The sequence below is a fragment of the Sorangium sp. So ce296 genome, from assembly GCF_051529605.1.
GTDB lineage: Bacteria > Myxococcota_A > Polyangia > Polyangiales > Polyangiaceae > Sorangium > Sorangium cellulosum_D.
On record NZ_CP150325.1, the window covers coordinates 11,966,976 to 11,984,453 of the forward strand.

Annotated in this window: 8 protein-coding genes; 3 read left to right on the forward strand and 5 right to left on the reverse strand. The window is 72.6% G+C overall.

Going from position 1 to position 17,478, the window contains the following annotated elements:
- Positions 1-64: 64 nt before the first annotated feature.
- Complete coding sequence (locus WME98_RS44155) at positions 65-1,972, reverse strand: M6 family metalloprotease domain-containing protein (RefSeq protein ID WP_437947625.1); 1,908 nt, start codon at positions 1,970-1,972, stop codon at positions 65-67.
- A gap of 193 nt (positions 1,973-2,165) precedes the next feature.
- On the opposite strand from WME98_RS44155, the gene WME98_RS44160 reads away from it, so the two are divergent.
- On the forward strand, positions 2,166-3,680 hold the full coding sequence (locus WME98_RS44160) for a sigma 54-interacting transcriptional regulator (RefSeq protein ID WP_437947626.1): 1,515 nt from the start codon (positions 2,166-2,168) through the stop codon (positions 3,678-3,680).
- The gene (locus WME98_RS44165) at positions 3,677-7,039 is read left to right on the forward strand and encodes a protein kinase domain-containing protein (protein WP_437947627.1); all 3,363 of its coding nucleotides are present in this window, start codon (positions 3,677-3,679) and stop codon (positions 7,037-7,039) included. Before WME98_RS44160 ends, WME98_RS44165 begins: the two co-directional genes overlap by 4 nt.
- A 16-nt stretch (positions 7,040-7,055) precedes the next feature.
- On the opposite strand, the gene WME98_RS44170 is transcribed toward WME98_RS44165, so the two are convergent.
- Positions 7,056-7,958, reverse strand: coding sequence for a hypothetical protein (locus WME98_RS44170; RefSeq protein ID WP_437947628.1), 903 nt, complete (start codon positions 7,956-7,958; stop codon positions 7,056-7,058).
- 511 nt (positions 7,959-8,469) lie between these two features.
- Here WME98_RS44170 and WME98_RS44175 point away from each other — a divergent pair.
- Complete coding sequence (locus WME98_RS44175; protein WP_020735859.1) at positions 8,470-9,231, forward strand: AAA family ATPase; 762 nt, start codon at positions 8,470-8,472, stop codon at positions 9,229-9,231.
- Positions 9,232-9,609: 378 nt separating this feature from the next.
- Here WME98_RS44175 and WME98_RS44180 read toward each other — a convergent pair whose 3' ends face one another.
- From WME98_RS44180 to WME98_RS44190, 3 genes are all read right to left on the reverse strand, one after another.
- On the reverse strand, positions 9,610-10,038 hold the full coding sequence (locus WME98_RS44180) for a hypothetical protein (protein ID WP_437947629.1): 429 nt from the start codon (positions 10,036-10,038) through the stop codon (positions 9,610-9,612).
- A gap of 372 nt (positions 10,039-10,410) precedes the next feature.
- A complete protein-coding gene (locus tag WME98_RS44185; RefSeq protein WP_437947630.1) occupies positions 10,411-11,271 on the reverse strand; it encodes an SDR family NAD(P)-dependent oxidoreductase in 861 nt (286 codons plus the stop codon).
- 181 nt (positions 11,272-11,452) lie between these two features.
- Positions 11,453-17,410, reverse strand: coding sequence for an AAA family ATPase (locus WME98_RS44190; RefSeq protein ID WP_437947631.1), 5,958 nt, complete (start codon positions 17,408-17,410; stop codon positions 11,453-11,455).
- Positions 17,411-17,478: the final 68 nt, after the last annotated feature.

A 17,478-nucleotide genomic window follows, 5' to 3' on the forward strand; every position in this document is an offset into this window, starting at 1 on the left:
CTACCCGTTCAGGCTCGCTCCGGCGAGGGGAGCGTCTCCTGTCAGCACAAGGAGGTCGCTCCGCTCAGTCGCAGCCCCCCACGCTCCACATGCCCGGCGCCTCCACGTGGAGCGTGACGACCTCGCTCTTGTCGAGCCCGAGCGCCTCGTGCGCGCCCGTGGTGCGGTATCCGAGGAAGATCTGCCCGTCCCCGAAGTCCACGATCTGCTTCTGCGCGCGGCCGTGGATCTCGTGCTCCGCCACCGACGCGGTGATCGCGTTGCAGGCGAAGGGCACGTAGCTCACGTGCGCGAGCATGATCGGCCCCGCGGCGTTGAAGCCCGTGATCGAGAGGCCGGTGAACTGCCCGTCCGCGTCGTCGCTGCTCGGATCGGTGAGCGGCGTGAAGGTCCGGCCGCCCTCCGCGTTGTAGAGGTTGGCGAGGGAGCTCGGCGAGCTCGGGTTGCCCGCCATGAAGGCGACCTTCCCGGCGCTCGCCTCCCTGGCCTCGTCGATCCGGTAAATCCCCACGCCGCCGGAGACGTCCTCGAAGTCGAACCAGCGCTGCAGACCGCGATCATAACCCTCGTTCTGCCGGTTCTCGACCAGGAAGTACTGGTCCGGATCCGAGGTCTCGATCTTGTAGATCGTCGGAGCGACGCTCTGCCCGAAGAGCTCCGCGCCGGCCGACTGGACGATGGGAATGTCGTGCGCCGGCGCCCCGGGCTCGATCACGGTCGGCGCGAGGAAGCCGGCCTTGACCCGGCTCCAGGCGCCCATCGCCACGGGCACCGAGCCCGCGGGCGCCCCGTCCGTGCTCCCCCAGCTCCCGCTCGCCATCACGCACCACGCCCCGACCGGCGTCGGGCCCTTGTAGAGATCCGGCAGGCCGATCGCCGCGTGCCCGAGCTCGTGGACGATGACGCCCACGGTGGCCGGCATGGTGGTGGGCACGCCGCGGATCTTGTGGACCTGCCGCTCGCCGATCGCGGCGTAGCCGGGGAGGACCTTCCCGTCGAGCGTGATCGGCGCTTCAAAGGGCTTGGCGTGAGCCCACACGGACGGCGTCTTGCTGCCGTTCGAGGTCTCGTAGCCGGCCACGACGAAGAGCACGTTGAGCTCGTCGCCGCGGACCTTGCCGTCGGCGTTGACGTCGTACGAGGCGAAGTCGACGAACGGGTTCGCCATCACCAGCGCCTCCTTCAGGTAGGGCTCGAGGAGCGCGAAGTCCTTCTTGCTGTTCGGGTGCGCGAACGGGAGCTTGACCCGGACGATGCCGTCGTTCGCCGTGCCCTGCGTCTCCCGAGCGCGGGTGAACGAGAACTTCCCGCGCGACATGTCGGCGTAATAGTGGTTCACCGAGCCCGGGAGGCTCCCGTACAGGGTCTGCTTCCAGTGCGCGATGTCGGTCTCGAAGTTGCCGGTGAACGCGCCCGGCAGGGCGATCCCGCCCCCCTGGGTGAACTCCAGCTGGATGGTGAGCAGCGGGCGCCGGATCGCGGAGGTCGCGGCCAGCCCCGCCGCGCGCGGGAGCGCGCCCGCGGCGCGCGGGATCGCCGCCTCCCAGAGGGCGTCGAGCTCCTCGGCGTCGATGCGCGGGAGCAACGCCGGATCCACGGCGCCGCCCTGCGCGCGGAGATCGCGGACCAGCACCCCGGAGGGGACGAGCGCGACGGCGCCGCTCCTGGTCGAGCCGAGCTCGGCGACCTCGTAGTCGCCCGAGAGGTCGTTGAGCACGACGACGGTGCGGTCCGCCATCCGCAGGTAGTCGAAGTGCTCGTCGCCGATCACCTCGGCGCGGAAGGTCGCGCCGGTCGCGTCGAGCGGGATCTCGCGCAGCCCAGGCTCGGCGCTCACCGCGGCCGCCGGGCGGCTCATCGAGACCGCGCTCGCCAGCACCGCGAGCCCGACGAGCCCGAGCCTCGCCCCGCCCCGCGCGCCGATGATCCCCTGGTGCTCCACCTTGCCCGCGCCGCTGTACCGAGACGTCATGTCCGCATCCTCCTCAATCCGCGTTTCGCCGCGTTCGATGAGGGCGCATCGCAACCGACGTGCCGCGCTGACGGGCGGCGCGGATCGCCGCGTTTTCAGGCCGATCCGCGCATCGCGGGCGAGCGCCGCGCCCCGCGCCGGAACGCCGCCGGAACAGCTGTCACGCGCGCGCGACGGCGGCTGTCGCGGCGGCATGACAGCGGTCCTCCCGGCGCGCCGGCGCGGCCCCGCGGGCGCCGGCGCGGCCCCGCGGGCGCGCTGGTTCCTGATTGACGCGGCCCCCCTCGAGGGCACCATGGCGATCATGGGCGACGATCCCGGGGCGACCTGCACGCTCACGAGCTTCGATCAGGGGCGCTCCCTCCGGCTCCCGGCGCTCTCCGTGACGGTCGCCCTCCCGGACCGGCGCACGCTCGCCGCGCCGCTCGATCTGCGCCCCATCGTCGTGGGGGCGGGCGCCGACTGCGATCTGGTGCTCGCCGATCCGCGCGCCTCGCGCAGGCACTGCGAGATCCGGTTGACCGAGCAGGGCGTGCTCCTGCGCGACCTGGGCAGCAAGAACGGCACGCTGATCCGCGACGTCCGCATCCGCGAGGCCTTCCTCCCGCCCGGCGTCCCCGCCACGGTCGGCGGCTCCGAGATCGTCGTCGGCCCCGCGGGCCCCGCGGCGGTCCTGCCGCTCTCGGCCGCGGACGCGTTCGGCGAGGCCGCGGGGCGGAGCCTCCCGATGCGCGCCCTGTTCGCCCGCCTGGAGCGCGCGGCCCCGACCGACGAGACGCTGCTCCTGCTCGGCGAGTCGGGCACCGGCAAGGAGGTGCTGGCGCGGGCGATCCACGCGCGGAGCCGCCGCAAGGACGGCCCCTTCGTGGTCGTGGACTGCGGCGCCATCGCCCCGAACCTGGTGGAGAGCGAGCTCTTCGGCCACGCCCGGGGCGCGTTCACGGGCGCCGCGGCGGCGAGGCCGGGCCTGCTCGAGCAGGCGAGCGGGGGCACGCTCTTCATCGACGAGATCGGCGAGCTCCCGCTCGACCTCCAGCCGAAGCTGCTCCGCGCCATCGAGGGGCGGCAGATCCGGCGCCTCGGGTCGAACGAGTGGGTCCCGTTCGACGCGCGCATCGTGGCGGCCACCCACCGGAACCTGCGCGCGAAGGCCCAGGAGGGCTCGTTCCGGGCCGATCTCTACTTCCGGCTCTCGGTGGTGGAGGTCCACGTCCCCGCGCTCCGGGAGCGCAAGGACGACCTCCCGCTCCTCGTCGAGCGCTTCCTCGCGGCGCGGGACCCGCCGCGCGCGCTCGCGGACCTGCCGCCTGGCGCGCTCGCGCTGCTGGACGCCTACGACTGGCCGGGGAACGTGCGCGAGCTCCGGAACACCGTGGCGCGGCTCGTCCTCTTCCCCGAGCTGCTGCACGAGATCGTCGGCGCCGCGCCGCCGGCGCCTCAGGGGCTCGATCCATCCGGCGCAGCTTCCTCCGGCGGTGCGCCCTCCGGCGAGGCGCCCGCGGGGCCCGGGGACGCCCGCCTCCGCAGGCTCCTCGAGCTGCCGCTGCCCGAGGCGCGGGAGGTCGTGCTGGAGGAGCTGGAGCGCGCCTACGTCACCGAGAAGCTCCGCCAGCACGGGGGCAACATCTCGCACGCGGCCGACGCGATGGGCGTCTCCCGCCAGCTCGTCCACCGGCTGATCCAGCGCCACGGCCTCCGCGCCCGATGATCCGGCCCACGGACGCCGACGACCCCCGCATCGCGACCCCGCCGTGGCCGCGGCGCGGGCGCGACGACGCGACCGTCACCGGCCCGGCCCCGCCCGCCGCGCCGGGCGTCCTGCCCGACGGCGCGCCCGGCGCACCCGAGGCCGCGCCCGCGGCGCCCGAGCCCACCCCCGACCTCGGCCTCGGCGAGGAGAGCCGCCGCCCGAGCGCCGCGCCGGAGGCGCCCTCGCCGATCCCGCCCTCGCTCCACGCCCGCTTCGAGGACTTCCACCTCCTCGGCCGGGGCGGCATGGGCGTCGTCTACCGGGCCCGGGATCTCCGGCTCGGCCGGCGCGTGGCCATCAAGCTCCTCGCCGCGGGCGCGCAGGTCGACGGGAGCTTCCTGCGCGAGGCGCGCTCCCAGGCGCGGCTCCGCCACGAGAACGTCTGCGAGGTCCACGAGGCCGGCGTCGCCGATCACGTGCCCTTCCTCGTGATGCGCTACATCGACGGCCGGTCGCTCCAGGAGGCGCGCGGCGACCTGACCCTCGAGGAGAAGGTGCGCGCCGTCCGGGCCGTCGCCGCGGCGCTCCACGAGGCGCACCGGCTCGGCCTCGTGCACCGCGACGTGAAGCCGAGCAACGTCATGCTCGAGCGCGGCGAGGACGGGGCCTACCGCCCGTACCTCATGGACTTCGGCATCGCGCGCGAGGCCGGGGAGAACGGGCCCACGCTCACCGGCGCCCTGCTCGGAACCCCCGCGTACATGGCGCCCGAGCAGGCGGCGGGGCGGGTGCGCGCCCTCGACCGGCGGACCGACGTCTACGGCCTGGGCGCGACCCTCTACGCGCTGCTCGCCGGCCGGCCGCCGTTCGTGGGGGGCGCGGTGATGGACGTGCTCCGCCAGGTGCTCGAGGACGACGCGCCGCCGCTCCGGACCCTGGACCGCGACGTCCCTCGGGATCTCGAGGCGGTGGTGATGCGCTGCCTCGAGAAGGAGCCCGGCGCCCGCTACGAGTCGGCGCGGGCGCTCGGGGAGGACCTGCAGCGCTTCCTGGACGGCGATCCGGTGCTCGCGCGCCGCGCCTCCCTCGGCCGCCGCCTCGCCCGGCAGGCGCGGCGGCACCGGGCGGCGGTCGCGGGCGCGGCCGCGCTGGTCGTCGCGGCGCTGGTCGTCGCCGGCGTCTTCGTGCGGGGCCGCCGCGCCGCCGCGGAGCAGGCCACGCTCGCGCGCGAGCTCGGCGAGACCGTGAAGGAGATGGAGCTCTTCCTCCGCGGCGCCCACGGGATGCCGCTCCACGACGTCGAGCGCGAGCGCGACGTGGTCCGCGCCCGGCTCCGGGCCGTGGAGGCCCGCATGGCGCAGGCGGGCGAGGCCGGCCGCGGCCCCGGGGAGTACGCGCTCGGCCGCGGCCTGCTCGCGCTCCAGGAGCCGGCCGCCGCCCTCGAGCACCTCCGCGCGGCGGAGCGGGCCGGGTACCGGTCGCCGGGGCTCGACTACGCCGCCGGGGCGGCGCTCTCCGAGCTCTACCGCCGCGGCCTGGAGGAGACCCGCCGCATCCGCAACCCCGCGCAGCGCGAGGCGCGGATCGCGGCGCTCGAGGCCGAGCTCAAGGCGCCGGCCGTCGCGCACCTCCGCGCGGCGCTCGACGGCGCCGTCGCGGCCCTCGAGGCGCCCGCGTACGCCGAGGGGCTGCTCGCGCTCGCCGAGGGGCGGCACGAGGCGGCGCTGGAGAAGGCCCGGGAAGCGTTCGCGGGGGCGCCGTGGCTCCACGAGGCGAAGAAGCTGGAGGGCGACGTGCTCTTCGCGATCGGGAGCCGTTACCGCCACGACGCCGCCACCTTCGATTTCGAGAAGATGAAGGGCCCGTTCGATGGCGCCGCCGAGGCGTACCGGATCGCCGCGGATCACGGCCGCTCCGACCCTTCGGTCCACGCTGGCGCGTGCGAGCTCTGGACCCAGACCATGAACGCCGCCGGCAAGCACGGCGCCTCGATGCGCCCGAGCTTCGAGCGGGCGCGGGAGGCCTGCGCGCGGGCGATCGCGGCGAGCCCGCGGAGCCCCGAGGCGTACGTGAAGCTGGCGTGGGTCCACGGCTGCTTCGCCTGGTGGGTCGCGAGCGGGATGCAGGAGGGCGAGGACGCGGAGGCGGCCCTCGGCGAGGCGCTCGCGCGCGCCGAGGAGGCGATCACCAGGAGCCCGGACGACGCCATGGCGCGGTACGCGGTCGCCCTGGTCTTCCGGGCGCGGGCCTACCACGCGGACCACCTCGGCCGCGACCAGGGCGAGGCTCTCGAGCGCGCCATCCAGGGCTACGAGGCCGCGCTCCAGCGCGATCCGGCGTTCGTCTGGGCCCTCAACGAGCTCTGCGTCGTCCTCGCCGAGCGCGGCCGCTACGAGTCCCTGCGCGGCCTCGACCCGGAGAGCTCGTTCGAGCGCGCTCAGGCCCGCTGCGACCAGGTCCTCTCGATCGACCCTGGCTTCGGCAGCGCGCGCACCTCCCGGCTGACCACCGGCTTCTACGAGGTCGAGCACCTGGTCCGCACCGGGCGCTCCCCCGAGGCGGCGGTCCAGCGGATGCACGGGGTGATCGACGCCATGCATCGAGACGATCCGTCCTGGACCGGGGCCCCTTATTGGCGGCTCTGGCTGGAGCACGCGCTGGCGCTGCATGCGCTGGAGGCCGGGGTCGATCCCGGCCCGGCGCTCGAGCGGGTCCAGGCGAGCGCGCGGGCGGTGGCGCCGGGCGTCGCCGCGTATCCGGAGTCGCTGCGGGGGATGCTGGGGATGCTCGAGGCGCGCGTCCGGCTCGCGCGGGGTGAGGACCCGGCGGACGCGCTGCGGATCGTGCGCGAGACGCTCGATCGCCGGATCGCCGAGGCGCCCTGGGACGTGTCGGATCGGGTGCAGCGCGTCGAGGCGGAGCTCCTCGCGTTCCGGTGGAGCGCGCGGCGGGGCGCTCCGGACGCGGCGCGGCTCGACGCGGCGCTCGTCCCGCTCCGCCCCCTGCTGCTCGGGGAGCCGTCCGCCGATCCGCGGCCGTACGCGTTGCTGGCCGAGCTTCACGAGGCCCGCGCCGCCCTCCGGGCCGGGCGCGGGCAGGACGCCGCGGCCGAGATCGACGAGGGGCTCCGGCACGCGGGCGCGGCGCTCCGGCTGAACCCGCGGTCCGATCGCGCGCTCGCGGCCCAGGGCGGGCTCTTTCGCCTGCGCGCCGCGGCGGCGCCCGACGCGGCCGGGCGGTGGGAGGCCACGCTGCGCGAGGCCGAGGCCCTGGAGGCGGCGATCCAGGCGAACCCGCTGCGCGTCCGGACGGTGGGCGCGCGCGCCGCCGAGGCGCGGCGGCTCGCGGGCGAGGCGCCTGGCCCCGGCGCGCCCTGAGCGGCGCCCGCGGGGCTCAGGGGGTCAGTCGACGCGGCCGCTCGCACCAGGGCGGCTTGGGGTCCGTCAGCCACGTCATCGTGCACGGCTTCCCGTTGCAGGTGTAGCGGCCGTACTTCGGGTCGCCGTCGACCACGCATTCGGTGGGGTAGTCCTTGAGGAATCCCTTGTAGTCGAGGCCGCAGGAGCCCTGCTCGTAGCAGTACCGCTGCGCCAGCGCCGCCGCGGGGTCGAGCCCGCACCCCCTCGCGAAGGCCTCCGTGACGTAGACGTCCACGCCCACGTCGTAGGTGACCGTGACGGCGCCCGTGGAGGAGCTCGTGACCGGGACGACGTTCGCGCACCAGACCGCCTCGCCGTAGATGAAGCCGTGGTGTTCCTCCGGGTCGTCGTTCACCAGGGGGCCCGTGAGCAGGACGCTGACCCCATCGGTCTTGTCGTTGACGAACGCAATCACGCACTCGAGCACGTTGGTGATCACGTTCATGGGGAGCGCGCCCTGCGCCCAGCTCGACGCGCCGGCCACCACCCCTCGTCCCTTGTACTCGTGGTCGCCGTGGGTGATGGAGAAGCCTCCCTCGACGGCGCAGCGGAAGGCGTGATCGAAGACCTCCTGCCCCCCCGGGTCGTCGAGGAACCCCATGGCGAGGATCTCCGGGTTGAGCTCCGGTTTGCTCTCGGGGTCCAGCGGGTCGTAGCCCGGGAACAACGGGCGCAGGAGCGCGTCCACGAGTGGCCCCTTCCACGCGTGCCAGGCGCTCTTGGGGGTGCCGTTGGGGTCCTGCGTTCCGGGCTTGTCCCACGTCGCCTCGAGCCCCGGCCCCGCGATCTCGCCCTCGATCTGCGGCGCCTCCCCGCAAGCCGCCGTGAAGAGCCCGACGCCCATCGCCATCCCGAGCGCACCGACAGAGCGCATCATTGCGATCTCCTCGTCCAAAGAGTTTCGAGCCTTCGTTCCGGCGAGCTGGCCGTCAAGGATGCAAGGGGCCATGCTCGCACGCGCTGCGCGCCGGAGACAAGCAGCACGCGCCGTGCCACCCCTGCGAGCGGCGCAGGATCCGCGGATCGCCCGCGCTCGTCGCGTGGAGGTGGTACCGCGGCGTGACAGGTGACCGCCGCGTGGACAGCCGCTGTCACGCGGCGGCGACAGCGGGCCATCGGCGTTGCCGGCGTGAGCGGCGGGGGAGGGGAGCGAGCGACCGGCAAAGGGCGCGTCGTCGGACCGGGGAGGGGTGGGATTCACCTGGCTGCGCCGCCGGCTATACTCGGCGCATGCGCACGTACCCTTCTGCATGCGGCGGGCTCGTTTCCTGCTCGCCCTTGCGCGCCGCCCTCGGCCGCTCGTCCGGGGAGCAGGCGGGCGCAGCGCCGAGCCTCGTGGCGCCCCGGGAGGCGCGCGGGCGGGCGCGTGGCGCCGCCTCGGCGGCGTCATGAAGCGCGCACACCTCCCGGGGGGCTTCATCCGCTCCGTCCAGCTCCTGCGCGAGCGGGTCGAGGATTTCTCGAGGTATCCGTTCAGCATCCCCGCCGTGCGCGCCCTCGAGGAGCTCGCGCTCGACCCCAAGGTGACCTTCCTCGTCGGCGAGAACGGCTCCGGCAAGTCGACCCTCATCGAGGCGCTCGCGCTGCTCGCCGGCTTCAACGCCGAGGGCGGCTCGAAGGGCTTCAACTTCGCGACCCGGCGCTCCGAGTCCGAGCTCCACGCCGCGATGCGGCTCGTCCGCGGGGCGCGGCGGGAGAAGAACGGCTTCTTCCTGCGCGCCGAGAGCTTCTTCAACGTCGCCACGCAGGTGGACGAGCTGGGCGCGACCCAGTTCTACGGCGGCACGTCGCTGCACGAGCAGTCGCACGGCGAGTCGTTCCTGGCGCTCGTGAAGCACCGGTTCAAGCCCGAGAGCCTCTTCCTCCTCGACGAGCCCGAGGCGGCGCTGTCGCCGGCCAGGCAGCTGACGCTGCTCGCGCACATGCACGAGCTCGTCGAGCGGGGGCGGTCGCAGTTCATCATCGCCACGCACTCGCCCATCGTGCTCGCGTATCCCGGGGCGACGATCTACCGGCTGTCCGAGGACGGCATCGCGGAGGTCGCGTACGAGGAGACGGAGCACTTCGCGCTCACGCGCGATTTCCTGCTGCACCGGGAGCGGTTCTTCCGGGAGCTCTTCAGGGGCGGTGATGACCAGGATACATCTTAGCCGCTCGATAGCGCTTCCCCGCCCGACAGAAATGCGATGAGGCCGTGCGGGGCGGTCTCGCCGAAGCAGAGCTCGAAGGTCGCCGCGGCCTCGGGAGCGGCCTTCGCTCCACGGCTCTTCTCATCGTCGCGCTGATAGTTAGGATCGCTTATGGTTAGAATCACTAACGATTCGTTGCGAGGATAGAGGGGCGCCGCCGCCGCCGCGCTCCGGGCGCTCGCTCCCACGTACGCCCAACTTCGGTCGGCGCTCGAGCGAGCATCGCGTGATCGGTGATGGCGCCGAACCGTCGGCTCCTTCGCCCGGATAAACAGCGCCTCCTCTAGCCGGGGTGCTCGGCACACCTCGCCATCAGAGGCGGCCACGGACGACAGGATGCTACATCATCCCGACCGGCGTGCGCTCCCGAATCGCGTCCTGCAACGCGCGCTCGAACAGGGCGCGGGACGGGTGGACCGTGAGCTTGCGGATGGCCGTGTTCGCGACCTGAACCCCGAAGACGACGACCTTCGACCCGAGCAGGAAGTGCCCTCCCTCGATCGCATCGAGAACGGACATCGTCGCCTCGGTCAGCCGCGTGCGCGAGGGGAGATCATAGTCGGTCATCGCCTCCCAGTCGTTGAAGACCAGGACGCGGCCGTCCGCGGCGACCCGGCGCAACATCACCTCCTCGATCGCCTGAGCGCCCTCTTCGACGAGCACCCCGGTGACGCACGTGACCAGCAACGCCGGCGCAGGACACCAGATATTTACCGTGCCCTTGTTGCACCAGTGGCTCTGAAGCGGCTGTGTCGGGAGCGCGAGCATATCCGGTGCGCGTAGACTGGGACGCGCGCGCCCGTTCGTCGAGGGGCGAATCGCAGGTTTTCTACATCGGACCCGAGCGCCAGAGCAACAGGCGGAGCGTTCCGAGTCCGTGAGGCTGTAATCGCCTCGGCCGTCAGCAGAGATGAAACATCGTTTTTACATGAGCGCTAAAAGCTCATCCAGTCCGATCTTCTTTTTACAATCGCAGCCGCGATCGGAGACGATCATGGGTCCGTCGATCGCGCGGGACGGGAGCGGGGACGGCCCCACGCCGCTGCGGCGGCGCCAGGGCAGCGCGACGCCGTGGGGTGTGCGTGGGCATGAATCTGCATCCGCCCGCACAGGGCTCCTGCTCCGGAGGAGCCCTACGCGTCAGGGCTTCGCCGCGCCCGCCATGTAGGCCGCGAACGCTTCCGCGAAGTCGGGGTGCCAGCGCGACAACGCGGGTCGGTTCCGGATGAGGTCGTCGGCCGCCCACTGGATGCGGCGCTCATCCATCTCGCGCGTGACCGCGTTGTCCGGGCAGAGGACGTAAAAATCGCCCCGGCCCATGCTGACGATCATCATGTCCACCACCTGCTCGGCGGTCCACGCCTCCGCGGGCTTCTCCGGGCCGCGCGCGGTCATGCCGGTGAACGTGTACCCCGGGATGAGCAGGTGGGCCGTGATCTTGCTGCCGGCGACGTTGCGCAGCTCGTGAGCGAGCTGCTCGGTCACCACCTTCACGCCGGCCTTGGAGGCGTTGTAGGCGGCGTCGCCCGGCGGGGTGGTGATGCCCTGCTTCGAGCCCGTGTTGACGATGGCGCACGGGGTGCCCTGCGCGAGCATCGCCTCGGTGAACGCGTGCACGCCGTGGATCACGCCCCAGAGGTTGACCTCGATGAGGCGGCGCCAGCGCTCGATGTCTCTCCACGGCTTGGCGCCGTCGCCGACCCCGGCGTTGTTCATCAGGACCGCCACCTCGCCGAACGCGTCGTAGGCGACCTGCTTCAGGCGCTGCACGTCCTCCAGCCTGGCGACGTCGGTCGGGGCCGCTCGCACGTCGGCCTCGCCGCCGGCCGCGACCGCGGCGACGCGCGCGAACGCCTCGCGCAGCGCCGGCCCGTCCAGGTCGGCGAGACAGACCTTCAGGCCCATGCGCGCGAAGCGCTCGGCGGCGGCGAGGCCGATGCCGCTGGCGGCGCCGGTCACCACGGCCACGCGGCCAGGTGTCAATGCGGGATGGTTGCTCACTGGGGATCTCCGTCGGGCGTTGGGGTCGCGCCAGCCGCGGCGCGACGGTCGCGGCGAGTGTAGAGGGCGCCGGCGCGTCGAGCCAGCGCCTCTGGCCGGCGCACCGCGATGCGCCGTGATGCGCTCAAACCAGGGCCCGCCGCCGCGAGCCAGGGCGCGACCCGCTGCTCACGGGTGAGCGCTACCCGCCAGAGCGGGAGGCGACCGCGCTCTTCGGCAGGAGGAGGACCAGCATGAACGGCCGGTGGCCATCGCGCTCTTCCCCGGTGAAGCGCACCAGCGCGTCACCGCCGCGCGCCCGGAGGCGCTCGCGCACGATGTCGAGCCCGACGCCTCGACCGGCGACTCGACCGATCGTCTCTGCGGTCGAGACGCCGGAGAGGAAGATCTGGTCGGCCAGGGCTTCATCCGGCAGAGGAGGATCGCCCCCCCGCCGGCGCAGCTTCTCGAGCGGAAGCCCGCGGCCGTCGTCGGAGATCTGCAGCTCGAGCGCGCTCGGTCCGCTCCGCGCGCGAACATGGATGCGGCCCTGCGCCGGTTTGCCGGCGAGCGCTCGCGCGTCGGGCGTCTCGATGCCGTGATAGAGGGAGTTGCGAAAGCACTGCACCAGGATGTCCTTCACGAGCCCCGTCCAGTCGCCGGCCAGCTGCGCCTCGGCGTGCTCCGTCAGCACCGCGGGCGGGGGCCTGCCGAGCTCGGCGGCCAAGCTCGGCAACATCTCGCGCGTCTCGTCGACGACGCGCGCCACCGACGTCGGGTCGAGCCGCGCGAGGGCTCGACGCAGCTTGCGCGCCAGCTCCTGCGCGTCGGCGGAGTCTGCCGTCGCGACCAGGCCCCGGATGTCTTGAAGGACACTCTCGCTCCGCTCGTCCGGCCTCTTGAGCGCGGTCGTCAGCTTCTCCTGGCAAACCGACTCGTACTCGGCGACCGCTCGCTCGACCGCATCCAGGCGCTCCAGCAGCACGTGCCTCTCGATCGGCTGCCCTGGAGCTCGGCGCAGCGCCTGATAGGCGCTCTCCGCGGAGTGCAGGCAGTCCACCAGGTGCGTGAAGCCGTGCAGGCGAGCGTTGCCCTTCAGCGTGTGGAGGTTGCGCAAGGCGGCGTCGCAGCGCCGCTCGGACAGCTCGGCGTCCGGCCCGAGCGCCGCGCGATTCTCGGCCAGCAGCGCGCGGCAGTCGGCGCAGAACGCGCGCGTGGCGTCGACCCCGCGATCGAGCGCCTGCACGATGATGTCGACCTCGCGCTCCTTGTTGCGCGCCGTCTGCTTCAGGCTGCGCAGCAAGGTCACGTCGCGAACCGTGACCAGCATGCGCTCCACGTGATCTGACTCCGACGCGATGAAGCTCCAGGAGATCTCGAGGAACTGGGGCTTGCCGCCGGGGCCCGTGCGCTCCACCTCGCGGATCAGGTGGTCGATGTTCAGCGCCGCCAGCCACTGTTCTTGATCGAAGGCGCAGCACAGCGCCGCCTCCGCCGCGCTCCGCGCGTCCGGGCGCACGCTCGAGCCGTCGAACAACAGCGCGAGGCAGTCTCGACCGACCAGATCGGTATCGCCGAGGATCTCCATCAATCGTCGAGAGTATCCCGGCTCGACGCGCCGGCTCCGGTCGATGGTGAAGACGCCATCGTCCAGGTTGTCGAGCATCGACGCGATCTGGCGGTTCTTGAGCGCCAGCTCCTCGGTGCGCTGCGCCACGCGTCGCTCCAGCTCCTCGTAGAGCTGCGCGTTGTAGATCGAGATCGCCGCCTGGCTGGCGATCACCTGCAGCGCGGCCAGGCGCTCGCGCGTGAAGACATACGGGCTGACGTTGTTCTCCACGTACAGCGCGCCCAGGACGTCTCCCTTGCGCATGATGGGAGCACACAGCACCGAGCGTACCCCCCGCCTCCGAATCTGCGGGTCCTCCAGGAAGGCGCCGGCCTTCGACGCGTCGTCCAGCGTGACGGCCTCTCCCGTGTGCAGCACGTAGCTGACGACGCTCGGGCACAGGAACTCGGCTTCCGAGTACGCAACGCGCCGCGGGAGGCTCGCGATCGGGCGCTCCACGTGGGCGCGCGCCTCCACGTAATACGTGCGATCGGCGTCGTCTCGCAGGACGAGGCAGCCGTGCTCCGCTCCGGCGTTCTCGATCAACGTGGCCATCAGGGCGGCGAACAGCCGCTCGGGCTCGACCTCGACGAAGATGCTCTGCGTCGCCTTGAGCAGGGACGCGCCGTCGAAGCCCAGGCCGGCCGCCGCCGCGCCGCGCGGCGTCGCGATCTCTCCCAGGACGGCATCCGCGAGCAAAGCGGGGTGCTCGTGCGCGAGCGATTCGAGCTTCGCCGTCGCGCCCCAGTCGTTGTAGAGCCTGTAAGCCGCCTCCAGGCACGTCCTCGCGTGGAGGGGCTCGTCCAGCGACAGCCACATCTCTGCTTGGTGCTCGTGCACGAGCGCCCGTAGGTGGATGAACCCGTCTCCGGCCGTCCGGATCGCGTCGCGGTGGCGGGCGAGCACGACGTGCAGCGGCTGCCCCGTCAGGCGCGCGTGCTCGGCGGATAGGAAATGATATTTGTGGGCGAAGTTCTCCGCGCACAGGCGGGACCAGACCTCGAGCTGCTTCAGGTTCTCCTCGACGACCGCGAGCTGCGCCTCCCGCGTCTCCGGGCCTCCTTCGCGGCACGCCCGCGCCGCCAGCAGCCCTTCGAAGAGCCTGTAATCGGGGAGCGAGAACTGCCCCGCCGAGATGATCAAGAACTCCCGGGTGAACTCCATCCACTGCCGCGCCGAGGCGAAGTCGCCGAGGATGAAGCTCGTCATCATCTGGGCTTGCCCGTGGGCGTAGCAGTACTGGGTGCTCTTCTCGGCGGCCATCACGGCCGTGGCCTCGCGGTCGGCCGCGGCCACGGCCTCCCGCTCCGACTCGCGCGCCATCAGCCGAGCGACGGCTCGCTCGACGACCAGCGCGTTGACCAGCTGGCCCGCCGCCGAGATGTGCGTCAAATACCGCCGCAGCTCCGCGACCTGCTCGCGGCACGCCCGCAGCCGCGCGCCGACCAGGAACGAGCGCTGGGCGCGATCGTTCTTGGCGTAGGCGACGTGCTGCAGGTCGCCCAGCATGAGCCCGCTCTTCTCCCCCCGGTCGTAAACCGCGAACAGATCTCGGTACGTTTCCTTCCAGTGCGCGAGAAAGGCCGCGAACACGAAGCACACGCCCGATTCGACCGGGGTCGGCGAGAAGCGCTTCAAGAGCTCGAAGGCAGCCAGGCCCATGCGATAGGCAGCATCGTAGTCGCCCAGCACCGCGAGGAGGATGATGCCGCAGTCGGCGAAGTTCTTGCACGAGACCGCGTCGACGCCGCGGCTCAGCGCCAGGTCGAACATGATGAGCTCCGCCAGGAAGAACAGGGGCGGATACGTCTGAAACGCCGGAGGGATCACCTGCGCCAGCAATTCGAGGGCCAGGCGCGACTCGGGGTCCTCCGCCCTCGGGAGGGCCGGCAGGCCCTCGATCGTCACGCGCGAGAGGTGCGCTTGCAGCTTGCCGATACCCTCCCCGATGCCCTGGTTGATCTCGTCGGGCGCCTCCGGCAAGCGCACGCCGAGCTCGGCCAGCGCCGCGCGCACCTGGACCACGGCGTCCTGCATTCGCCCGCCGTGCTCGAGGATCCGGGTCTTCAAGACATGAACGCGGCCGCGCGCCAGGCGGTCGGGGGCGAGCCCGAGCGCCTCCTCGCAGAGCGCGTCGACGCGCGGATCCGCCAGGACGAAGGCCGTCTCGGCGCGCGCGAAGATCGCTCGAAAGGCCAGCTCCGGTGGACGTTCGCTCTCGCAGCTGGCCAGGAGCTCGACGGCGATCTCGGCGTGGGTCCCCGCGATGCTCCACGCGCCGCTCTGGAGCGCCTGGTCGCTCGCGGTCAAGTTGAGCTCCACGAGGTCGAGGCGCTCTCCTCGGTCATGGATCGCGCCGCGAGCGGCGTTCAAGTGACGGAGCACCTCGAAGATCCGACCCGGCGCGCGATCGCCCCGCAGGCGCTCGCGCAGGACCCGCCCGATGGACGCGTCGAGCGCCACGCGCTCCGCGTCGCTGGCGCGCGAGAGCGCCGCCTGCCGCACGCGCGAGTGCTCGAAGGCGTACGAAGCGGGCTCGTGACCCCGGACAGGCTCCGGCCGCTCCGCTCGAGCTTCGGCCGAGACCTCGGACACGAGGCGATGGGCCAGCGCCTCCCGGACGAGCTCGAGGCAGGCCGCGACCGGCCTGTCCACGGCCTCGGACAGGGTTTGCAGATCGAAGCGCATCCCGAAGCACGCCGCGGCGGACAGGAGCCTCGCCGCGTCGGGGCCGAGGTTCTCGAGGCGCTCCGCCATCAGCGCGCCGACGTTGTCGCAGGCGGGGTGCGCCTCCGCGCGCCGCGCGTCGGCGGACCACCGGCCGCGCTCGACCTCCAGGCGCAGCGCGCCCTGTCGATGCAAGGAGACGAGCAGCTGGCCGATGAAGAACGGGTTGCCGTCGGTCTTGCGCTTCACGATCTCCGCGAGCCCACGGACCTCGGCGACGGGCGCGCGCATCGAGCGCGCCACGATCTCCGCCACCGCGTCGGACGACAGCGGCCCGAGCGGCAATGTCAGCACGACCTCCTTCGTCCGGCGCGACGCGTTCCGCAGGTTCAGGAGCGTCGGTACGTCGCCGACGTCGCCGCCGCGGAACGCGGCCAGCACCATCACGTGGCTCGAGTCCGGGTTCGTCAGGAGGGCAGACAGCAGCTCGGCGGAGGCGGCGTCGAGCCACTGAGCGTCGTCGAGCACGAAGACGAGGGGGCGCTCCGCCGTGGCGAAGACACGGATGAAGGAGAGGAAGACGTGCTTGAGCCGGCGCTGCGCCTCGAGGGGATTCAACGCCACGACGGACGTGGAGGCGCCGGTGACGCAGGAGAGCGCCGGCACGAGCTCGGTCAGGAGACCTGCGTTGTGCCCCAGGGCCGCGGTCACGCGCTTCCGCAGCTCGGTCAGCTCGGCTTCGGAGAGCGACAGCAGGTCCCCCGCCAGGCCTCGCAGCACGTGCGCCAGACCCGACAGCGGCACGGCCTCGCCCCGCTCTTCGAACGCCGTCGACAAAAGGCGCGCCGGCGCTCCGCCGTGCCGCCTCAGGAACTCCGCGAGCACGGCGGACTTTCCGGCCCCCGCCGCCCCCGGCATGAGCACGAGCAGCCTCTTCCCGGAGCGCGCGCCGTCGAGGGCGCCTCCCAGCTCCGACAGCTCGGCGTCGCGCCCCTGGACGTCTCGACTGACCACGAATTCGGTGGAGACGTCGCTCGCCCCCAAGACGAGGGCAGGGAAGGCCCGCGTCCGCCGGAAGCTCTCGCACAGCGTGGTCAGGTCGCTCAGCAGCCCGTGGTCGCTCTGGTAGCGCTCGTCAGGATCCTTCGCGAGCAGCCTGGACACGAGCTGCGCGAGGACGGGCGGCACGTGGGGCGACAGCTCCGTGACGAGCGGCGCGCGCTTGGACGCGTGCGCGTGCGCCCAGCCGATGGCGTCGCTCGCCGCGAACGGCAGCTGGCCCGTCAGCATCTGGAAGAGCGTGACGCCGAGAGAATAATAGTCTGCACGGTGATCGGGGCGACGATTGAGGCGCCCCGTCCGCTCTGGCGCGACGTGGGCGAGCGAGGTCGCGAATTCGAAGGCGGCGCCGCCCGCCGCGCCCTCGGAGACCGCCAGGAGGTCAGCGAACTCGACACGCAGCGTCGCGAGGTTGACCAGGAAACTGCCATGGCTCACGTCCTCGTGCAGCCACCCCTGCTCGTGCAAGCCATGCAGCGAGCGAGCCATGCCGAGCGCGAGCTCCAGGCACGTTCCGACGTCCAACCCGTCCGCGGGGATCGCGAGCGGCGCGCCTCCGAAGTCCTCCACGATCAGCGACGGCTCGCCGTCCACCTCGCACACGTCGCCGTCGATCGCCAGCGCGCCGATTCGACGCCATTTCTGCAGCTCGAGCTCCAGGACCCGACGTGGCTGCGCGACCGCGCGCCGGAGCGAGTGCAGCAGCACGCTCGCGCCGGAGGTCGCGTGGCGCGCGCGCCGCCAGATGCTCCGCGGCAATACGGCCACGGTCTCCGTGACCTGATAAGCGTCCTGACCGAGGTGCGCTTGGCTGTGTCGGTTCATTGAATCGGATTCCCGTTCGCTTTCGTCGGCCGGCGTTGGCTCTGTCGTGTGGGCGAGGGCGGCGCTCC